This is a genomic window from Amycolatopsis sp. NPDC059021, assembly GCF_042739895.1.
Classification (GTDB): Bacteria; Actinomycetota; Actinomycetes; order Mycobacteriales; family Pseudonocardiaceae; genus Amycolatopsis.
The window spans coordinates 66,276-73,775 of the sequence record NZ_JBHYIQ010000028.1; the positions used below are offsets into that span (position 1 = coordinate 66,276).

General features: G+C 68.1%; 8 protein-coding genes. 4 read left to right on the plus strand and 4 right to left on the minus strand.

The genetic code is table 11. From position 1 onward, the window contains the following. The first annotated feature begins 3 nt into the window (after positions 1-3). A complete protein-coding gene (locus tag ACFWX1_RS18810) occupies positions 4-426 on the plus strand; it encodes a GNAT family N-acetyltransferase (protein WP_378388876.1) in 423 nt (140 codons plus the stop codon). Here ACFWX1_RS18810 and ACFWX1_RS18815 read toward each other — a convergent pair. After that, complete coding sequence (locus ACFWX1_RS18815; RefSeq protein WP_378328730.1) at positions 423-650, minus strand: DUF2530 domain-containing protein; 228 nt, start codon at positions 648-650, stop codon at positions 423-425. The two genes, ACFWX1_RS18810 and ACFWX1_RS18815, sit on opposite strands and share 4 nt — an antisense overlap. 82 nt (positions 651-732) lie before the next feature. On the opposite strand from ACFWX1_RS18815, the gene ACFWX1_RS18820 reads away from it, so the two are divergent. The 3 genes from ACFWX1_RS18820 to ACFWX1_RS18830 all read left to right on the plus strand — a co-directional run bounded on the left by ACFWX1_RS18820 (position 733) and on the right by ACFWX1_RS18830 (position 4,076). Continuing rightward, the gene (locus ACFWX1_RS18820; RefSeq protein ID WP_378388878.1) at positions 733-2,190 is read left to right on the plus strand and encodes an NCS2 family permease; all 1,458 of its coding nucleotides are present in this window, start codon (positions 733-735) and stop codon (positions 2,188-2,190) included. A gap of 75 nt (positions 2,191-2,265) precedes the next feature. Then, positions 2,266-2,706, plus strand: a complete 441-nt coding sequence (locus ACFWX1_RS18825) for a MarR family winged helix-turn-helix transcriptional regulator (RefSeq protein ID WP_378388880.1) — start codon at positions 2,266-2,268, stop codon at positions 2,704-2,706. 122 nt (positions 2,707-2,828) lie between these two features. Then, a complete protein-coding gene (locus ACFWX1_RS18830) occupies positions 2,829-4,076 on the plus strand; it encodes an MFS transporter (protein ID WP_378388941.1) in 1,248 nt (415 codons plus the stop codon). A gap of 4 nt (positions 4,077-4,080) precedes the next feature. Here ACFWX1_RS18830 and ACFWX1_RS18835 read toward each other — a convergent pair whose 3' ends face one another. The 3 genes from ACFWX1_RS18835 to ACFWX1_RS18845 all read right to left on the minus strand — a co-directional run bounded on the left by ACFWX1_RS18835 (position 4,081) and on the right by ACFWX1_RS18845 (position 6,872). Next, positions 4,081-5,118 (minus strand): hypothetical protein, encoded by a 1,038-nt coding sequence (locus ACFWX1_RS18835; RefSeq protein WP_378388882.1) that lies wholly within the window; start codon positions 5,116-5,118, stop codon positions 4,081-4,083. Positions 5,119-5,388: 270 nt separating this feature from the next. Next, the gene (locus ACFWX1_RS18840) at positions 5,389-6,159 is read right to left on the minus strand and encodes an arylamine N-acetyltransferase (RefSeq protein WP_378388884.1); all 771 of its coding nucleotides are present in this window, start codon (positions 6,157-6,159) and stop codon (positions 5,389-5,391) included. 89 nt (positions 6,160-6,248) lie between these two features. Further along, the gene (locus ACFWX1_RS18845; protein WP_003088226.1) at positions 6,249-6,872 is read right to left on the minus strand and encodes a superoxide dismutase; all 624 of its coding nucleotides are present in this window, start codon (positions 6,870-6,872) and stop codon (positions 6,249-6,251) included. Positions 6,873-7,500 lie beyond the last annotated feature (628 nt).

The following is a 7,500-nucleotide window of genomic DNA, read 5'->3' on the forward strand; positions in this document are numbered from 1 at the left end:
ACCGTGATCTCGCTGCGTGTGCTCACTGCCGAGGACTGGGCGGCGTGGCGGGAGATGCGCCTCGCGGCGTTGCGGGAAGCGCCGGAGGCGTTCGGCTCGTCAGTCGGGGACTGGACGGGTCCGGGCGACACGGAGCTGCGCTGGCGGCAGCGGCTCGGCGGGCACTCGTTCAACGTGCTGGCCGCGCTGAACGGCAAACCGGCCGGAATGGCGAGCGGGATGCCACGCGACGACGTCGTCGAGCTGATCTCGATGTGGGTCGCGCCGTTCGCCCGCGGCCGGGGCGTCGGTGACGCGCTGGTGGTCGCGGTCGTCGAATGGGCGAAGGAGCACGGCGCCGAGCGGGTGGTGCTGCGCGTGCGACCGTCCAATCAGTACGCCGCGGCGCTCTACCGGCGCCACGGCTTCCGCGTGCGGGGCCGCTAGAGCCGTTGCGCGCTCTTCGAACCTCGGCGCGCCGCTGCGCGCTGCCAGCCGATGATGCCGAAGCCGATGAACCCGAGCACGACGCCCGACAGCGCCGTCTGCACCCACACCCCGCTTGTGGTGAAGAAGAGCACGACCAGCGCGACAGCCCACAGCGATGTCCCTACGATCACCACGGGCGTCAGGTCGGTCAGCCGCTTGGGCAGCTCGGGCGTAGGCCGCAACGAGCTCGTAACGTCCGGAGGATTGATCGGTTCGCCCACGTGAGGAAGGGTACCTCGCGACAGCCAGGAGGGTAGGCAGGCGATGGCGCAGCAGCGGACGGCGTCCACTCTGGACCGTTTCTTCAAGATCAGCGAACGCGGCTCCACCGTGTCGCGCGAGCTGCGCGGCGGGCTCGTCACCTTCGTCACGATGGCCTACATCGTCGTGCTCAACCCGCTGATCCTCGGCAGCTTCTCCGCGCAGGACGCCGCCGCGCACAAGGACATCACCGGCGCCATCCTCCCCGTCCCGCAGGTCGCCGCGGTCACCGCGCTGGTGGCCGGGGTGCTCACCATCCTGATGGGCCTTGTCGCCAACTACCCGTTCGCCATCGCCACCGGGCTCGGCATCAACTCGCTCGTCGCGGTCACCATCGCCCCGCAGATGACCTGGCCCGAGGCCATGGGCCTGGTGGTGATCGAGGGTGTCATCATCGTGGTGCTCGTGCTCACCGGCTTCCGGACCGCGGTGTTCCGCGCGGTGCCCGCCGCGCTGAAATCCGCGATCGCGGTCGGCATCGGCCTGTTCATCTGCCTGATCGGCCTGGTCGACGCCGGATTCGTGCGGCGGCTCCCCGACGACGCGCACACCACCGTCCCGGTCGGGCTCGGCATCGGCGGGTCGATCGCCTCCTGGCCGACCGCGGTGTTCGTCGTCGGGCTGCTGATCACCGGGATCCTGGTCGCGAAGCGGGTCAAGGGCGCGATCCTCATCGGGGTGCTGTCCTCGACCGTGCTGGCGATCGTCGTCGAGGCGATCTTCAAGGCGGGACCGTCCAAGGGCGTGAACCCGAAGGGCTGGAACCTCGGCTATCCGGCGCTGCCGGACACCGTCGCCGGGCTGCCGAACCTCTCGCTGCTCGGCGACGTCTCGTTCGGGGCGTGGACGCGGCTGCCGATCATCACCGTGGTGCTGCTGGTGTTCACGCTGGTGCTCGCGGACTTCTTCGACGCGATGGGCACCATGACCGGGCTCGGCAAGGAGGCCGGGCTGCTCACCAAGGACGGCCAGCTGCCGAACGTCGGCAAGGCACTGTTCGTCGAGGGCCTCGCCGGCGCGGCGGGCGGGTTCGCGTCCTCGAGTTCGAACACCGTGTTCGTCGAATCGGCGTCCGGGATCGCGGAAGGCGCGCGCACCGGACTGGCGAACATCGTCACCGGCGTGCTGTTCCTCGCCGCGATGTTCCTGACGCCGCTGTATCAGATCGTTCCGGTCGAGGCGGCCGCCCCGGCGCTCGTCGTGGTCGGCGCGATGCTGATGACCCAGGTCAAGGAGATCGACTTCACCGACTTCTCCATCGCGCTGCCCGCGTTCCTGACGATCGTGGTCATGCCGTTCACCTACTCGATCGCAAACGGCATCGGCGCCGGATTCGTCAGCTACGTCGCCATCCGCGCGGTCACCGGCAAGGCCCGCCAGGTGCATCCGCTGCTGTGGGTGATCGCGCTCGCGTTCGTCGCGTACTTCGCGGTCGGGCCGATCCAGGCGGCCTTCAAGTAATTCGTTTGCCGGTCCCGGCCCGGTCGTGGTGAGGTTCACCCATCGGGACGATGTTTCGTAAGGTATGCTAACTATATGTCCGGCGACACGCATGAGCGCTCCCTCGCGAGCCGCCTGCGTCTCGCGGTGGTCCGGCTCAACCGCCGGCTCCGGGCACAGCGCGTCGGGGAAGACCTGAGCCTGACCCAGGTCGCCGCGCTGTCCACACTGCACAAATGCGGCCCGCTGACCCCCGGCCAGCTCGCCGCGAAGGAAGGCGTCCAGCCGCCCTCGATGACGAGGGTGATCGCCGCGCTCGAAGACCTGGGGTACGTGGAGCGCAGGCCGCATCCGACCGACGGCCGGCAGGCCATCGTCGAACTGTCCGAGAGCGGACTGACCTACGTGCGCAACGCGATCTCCGTACGCGAGGCATGGCTGGACAAGCAACTGGCTCAGCTCGGCGACGAGGAGCGCGAAGTGCTCTCCCGCGCCGCCGAGATCATCGACAGGATGGCGGGGAACGAAAAACGGTGACCACAACGGGTAGCGGAACAGACTGCCAGTCCAAGACCTCTGCTACCCGGACATCGGCACCACCGTCCCCGGAATCCGGTTCGCCGGAATCGCCACCGCGCCGCCGCGGTGTCTTCGACTCGCTGCGGGTACGGAACTACCGGCTGTTCTTCTCCGGCCAGATCGTCTCGAACATCGGCACCTGGATGCAGCGCATCGCCCAGGACTGGCTGGTGTTCACCCTCAGCGGCCACAATCCGATCGCGCTCGGCGTCGCGGTGGCGCTGCAGTTCACCCCGACGCTGTTCCTCTCGCTGTGGGCGGGGGTGATCGCCGACCGGGTCGACAAGCGCAAACTGCTGATGATCATCCAGGGCGCCAACACCGTCCAGGCGGCCGTCCTCGGCGTGCTCGACCTGACCGGGGTCGCCGCGCTCTGGCAGGTGTACCTGCTGTGCCTGACGCTCGGGGCCACCTCCGCGCTCGAAGTGCCGACGCGCCAGTCGTTCGTCGCCGAGATGGTCGGCCGCGACCAGGTCACCAACGCCGTCGCGCTGAACTCGACGATCTTCAACATGGCGCGGATCGTCGGCCCGGCGATCGCCGGGTTCGCGATCACCTGGGTCGGCACCGGCTGGCTGTTCATCGCGAACGCGGTGAGCACGGTCGCCGTCGTCGCCGGGCTCGCCATGATGGACCCCGGCAAGCTGTTCCGCGGAGCCGCCGTGCCGAGGGCGAAGGGCCAGCTCGCCGAGGGCCTCCGCTACGTCCGGCATCGCTCGGACCTGGTCACGGTGATGGTGCTGGTGTTCTTCGTGAGCACGTTCGGCATCACGTACTTCTCGTCGCTGCCGATCGTCGCCGCGAACGTGTTCCACACCGGCGCCGACGGCTACGGCCTGCTCTCCACGCTGGTCGCGGTCGGCACGTTCACCGGCGCGATCATGTCCGCGCGGCGCGGCACGAAGGGCAGGCCCCGCGTACGCGTCATGCTGCTGGCGGCGCTGGCGCTCGGCGTGTTCGAGATGATCACCGCGTTCATGCCGACCTATCTGAGTTTCGGCATCGGCCTCATCCCGCTCGGCTTCGCCACCATGACGTTCCTGAACACGGCGAACGCGCTCGTCCAGACCTCGGTCAGCCCGGAGATGCGCGGCCGGGTCATGGGGCTGTACGTGCTGGTGCTGATCGGCGGCAACCCCATCGGCGGCCCGATGACCGGCTGGATGGCCGACGCCTTCGGCGGCCGCTCGCCGTTCTACCTCGGCGGCGCGATCTCCGCGCTGGCCGCGGTGGTGTGCGCTGTCGTGCTGATCAGGCGAGGCGGTGTCACGTTGCCGGTACGGCGGTTCAGCACCGGTCTGCGGATCCTGAAGCGCGACCGCGTGTAGGTCGTCAGCGGCCCAGCAACGGCGGCAGGACCTTCTCGACCAGCGCGTGCAGCCGGTCGTCATTGTCGGTCCGGACGAAGTAGGCGTGGAACCGGACGGCCTGGTCGGTGTCGTCGGTGAGTTTGACCTGCGCGTAGTTCTTGGTGAACTGGGCAGGGCGTCCGGCGATCCTGTCCGGGTATTCGGCCTTGCCCGCGGTGGTTTCGCTGTAGTCGGCGCTGGCGTTGAAGGTGTCGCCCTGGAGCTGGCAATCGCCGCGCATCGACGGTTTGGTCTTCTCGATGTCCACGCCGAGTTCGTGCGCGAGCTGGGTGCAGAGCTGCCAGGAGATCATCGGGTAGGCGCCGTCCACGATGCCGAAACGCGGGGTCGGCGGCACGGCCTTCGGCGGGATTCCGGACAGGCTCTCGGTGTCCTGGGGCAGGGAAAGCCCCGGTGCCGTCGTGGCCGCGATGACGCCTTCCGCGATGGCCTTGGCCATTCCGGCCAGGTCCCGTTCGCCGTCCCGGAAATCCTTCATGAGACGGATGTTCAGTGTCGGGTTGACCCAGGTCCCCGGCCGGTTGCCGGTCAACGCGAGCATCAGCGTCGCCCCTGTTTCGCTGTGTTCGGCATAACCGCTTCGCCCGCTGATCGTGATCGGTTCGCTTCGGACCAGGGGCGTGGTCGATCCATTGAGATCGACGGTCACGTCGAGGGTCGCGGTGACCACGTGGCAGCCGCCGGTCAGGCTGACCTCCATCAGCACCGGGCCGCCGAGGATTTCCGGCCAGCGCTGTGTGGGGATGGCCCGGCACAGCACCTGTCCGGCCGTGGTGCGCGGGAGCGCGGCGACCATCTCGCCGGTGGGCATCGGGACATCGCGGCGTACTGCGGTGCCGCCCTGTGTCGGCCAGGTCGCAGGGAGGTTCTTCGGCGGATCGCTCGTGCCGAAGACGGGGCCGAGCATCAGCTTGGCGACCAGGCCGAGCCCGGCGAACATCGCCAGCACGCCGAGGATGATCGCGATGGCGATCCAGTTGCGCCTACCCACGGTGACCACGAAGCGACGCTAGCGGGCGGGCCTCCCCTCGTCCCGGGAACGCCGCATATCACTCGAACGGGTGAGATCCGGGTCTCCGGCAAGATCCTCTTGCCCGACTACTGAGGTTAGGCTAACCTCATACATGTCCGCTTCGTGGTGGGAGCGGCAGTCAGTTCGGGAACGGACGGAGCCCCGCATCTGGGAACCCCGGGTGCGGGGCTCCGTTCATTGACCGCCGAGTTCATTCGTCCGTTGACGCGTCCATGGTCGGGATCGGGACATGCCACGTCAAGGCTGTTCACGCGGTGAACGCGGGACGCTGGTCAGCGAGATCCCGAAGCGCTCGCGGTAGGTCGCCAGGATCTGGTCGTCGGTATCGAGCGTCGACTCGCGGCGTGTGCCCCCGACGGTCTCGATCAGCTGATCGCCGGAGAGGGAGATGCGGCCGTCCGGCGTCGGCAGCGAGCAGACGGGTTTCCGCGTGAAATGCGAGTCCGGCGACGTCGCCTGGTACCACGCCATGCCCGTGAAGTCCGCCAGTGCTCGCGGGTGCTGTTCGAGCCGGTACTGCGGTTTGCCGTCGCACGAGATGTCGGTGTCCCCGGCTGGACCCTCTCGTAGCAGGAACTCGCCTTCGGGGTCGGCCTGCGGTTCGGTGACGTCGAGTCGGAGCGGCGAGCGGCTGAACCGGCCGAAGCCGACATCGACGAGCCACGGCTCGGCCAGGTCGACGCGGATCGCGGCGTGGTCGAGCGCTGGACCGGTGGTGCCGTCCTCGCCGACGACGTAGGCGCCGTGCAATGCCGCGGTGAAGCCGAGTTCGCGCAGGAGCGCGGCGAACAGGCCATTGAGCTCGTAGCAGAAACCGCCGCGGCGACGCCGGACGATCTTGTCGAACAGCGCTTCCTCGGTGAGTTCGATCGGTTCGCCGAGGTGGATGCTCAGGTTTTCGAAGGGGACGGCCGCCAGATGGTGCTCCTGTAGCCGTCGCAACGTCCGCGCGTCCGCCTCGGCGGGCCGGGTGGCGCCGATGCGGGCGAGGTAGGCGTCGATGTCCATGTCGCCGACCCTCTCACTTCCCGGGTACTCGCGGGCAAACGAAAACGGGGCCCCTCCGTGGAAGGACCCCGTTTCGTGGTGGGAGCGGCTCAGCCGAGCAGCAGGCCGTTGCCGCCGGCGACGGCGTTGTCGAACCGCTTGCTGATCTCGGCCCAGTTGAAGATGTTCCACAGGGCCTTGACGTAGTCCGGCTTGACGTTCTTGTAGTCGAGGTAGAACGCGTGCTCCCAGACGTCGACCAGCAGGATCGGCACGGTCGGCAGGATCAGGTTGTTGTGGTGGTCGCGCAGCTGCTGGGTGATCAGCGTCTTGCCGATCGGGTCCCAGGACAGCGCGCCCCAGCCGTTGCCCTGGATCGTGGTCGAAACCGCGGTGAACTGGGCCTTGAACTTGTCGAACGAGCCGAAGGCCTCGTCGATCGCCGCGGCCAGCTCGCCGGTCGGCTTGTCGCCGCCCTCCGGGGAGAGGATCTTCCACCACACCACGTGGTTCGCGTGCCCCGCCAGGTTGAACGCGAGGGTGGTCTCCAGGCCGACGATGGAGCCGAAGTCGTTCGCTTCGCGGGCGGCTTCGAGCTTGTCGAGCGTGTCGTTCGCGCCCTTGACGTAGGTCGCGTGGTGCTTGCTGTGGTGCAGCTCGTTGATCTCACCGGAGATGTGCGGCGCGAGGGCGCCGTAGTCGTAGTCGAGATCGGGCAGCTCGTAGCGGGCCATTGGCCCTCCTTCTGTCTTCGACGCAAGTTTCCAGTACCGAACCTAGTAGCACACGCCCGATCTCGGCGACCGGGGGCCGTGCCCCGCCACAGCGTGGGACTACTGGCCGTTCGCGGCTTACCCGGAGGTGTGCCGCCTGAAACTCACTCTGCTCCCTCGACTTAACTTGAGGTCAACGTCCTGTGACCGTGATCATCGGCGAAGGCCTGTTTTCGGGTCAGCGAAGCAAAGTTTTCGGTATGCCTAAAACTCTGTCCACTGTGGATGGAGCTCGCGGGGGTGAAAGTCCGTGGGGGCCTCCTGGAGGGACTCTGGGTCCCTCCAGGAGGCCCCCACGGACAGTGGCGCCCAATGTGGGGTTGTCTCACTGTGGGGTTCCGCGGTGGCGGGTACTGCGCGTTGGTGTGTGGCGCCTTCGGTGCGCTGCCCGGGGTGCGACAAGGGCGTCCCTGGGTGCGTTGGGTGCGACAAGGGCGTCCCTGGGTGCGTTGGGTGCGACGAGGGCGTCCCTGGGAGCGGTGGACGCACCGAGGGCGTCCCTCGGACCTCGCCGCGCCGACGGTGTCATCCGCTGCCGCGAACGCTCCGTTGCAGACGATGAACGTCCCGAACGGAGCGTTCGCGACGT

What these genes read in the sequence shown, in the direction of transcription:
- ACFWX1_RS18825 (WP_378388880.1), top strand. Translation starts at nt 2,266, where the DNA reads ATGTCCGGCGACACGCATGAGCGCTCCCTCGCGAGCCGCCTGCGTCTC.
- ACFWX1_RS18820 (WP_378388878.1), top strand. Translation starts at nt 733, where the DNA reads ATGGCGCAGCAGCGGACGGCGTCCACTCTGGACCGTTTCTTCAAGATC.
- ACFWX1_RS18840 (WP_378388884.1), bottom strand. Translation starts at nt 6,159, where the DNA reads ATGGACATCGACGCCTACCTCGCCCGCATCGGCGCCACCCGGCCCGCC.
- ACFWX1_RS18845 (WP_003088226.1), bottom strand. Translation starts at nt 6,872, where the DNA reads ATGGCCCGCTACGAGCTGCCCGATCTCGACTACGACTACGGCGCCCTC.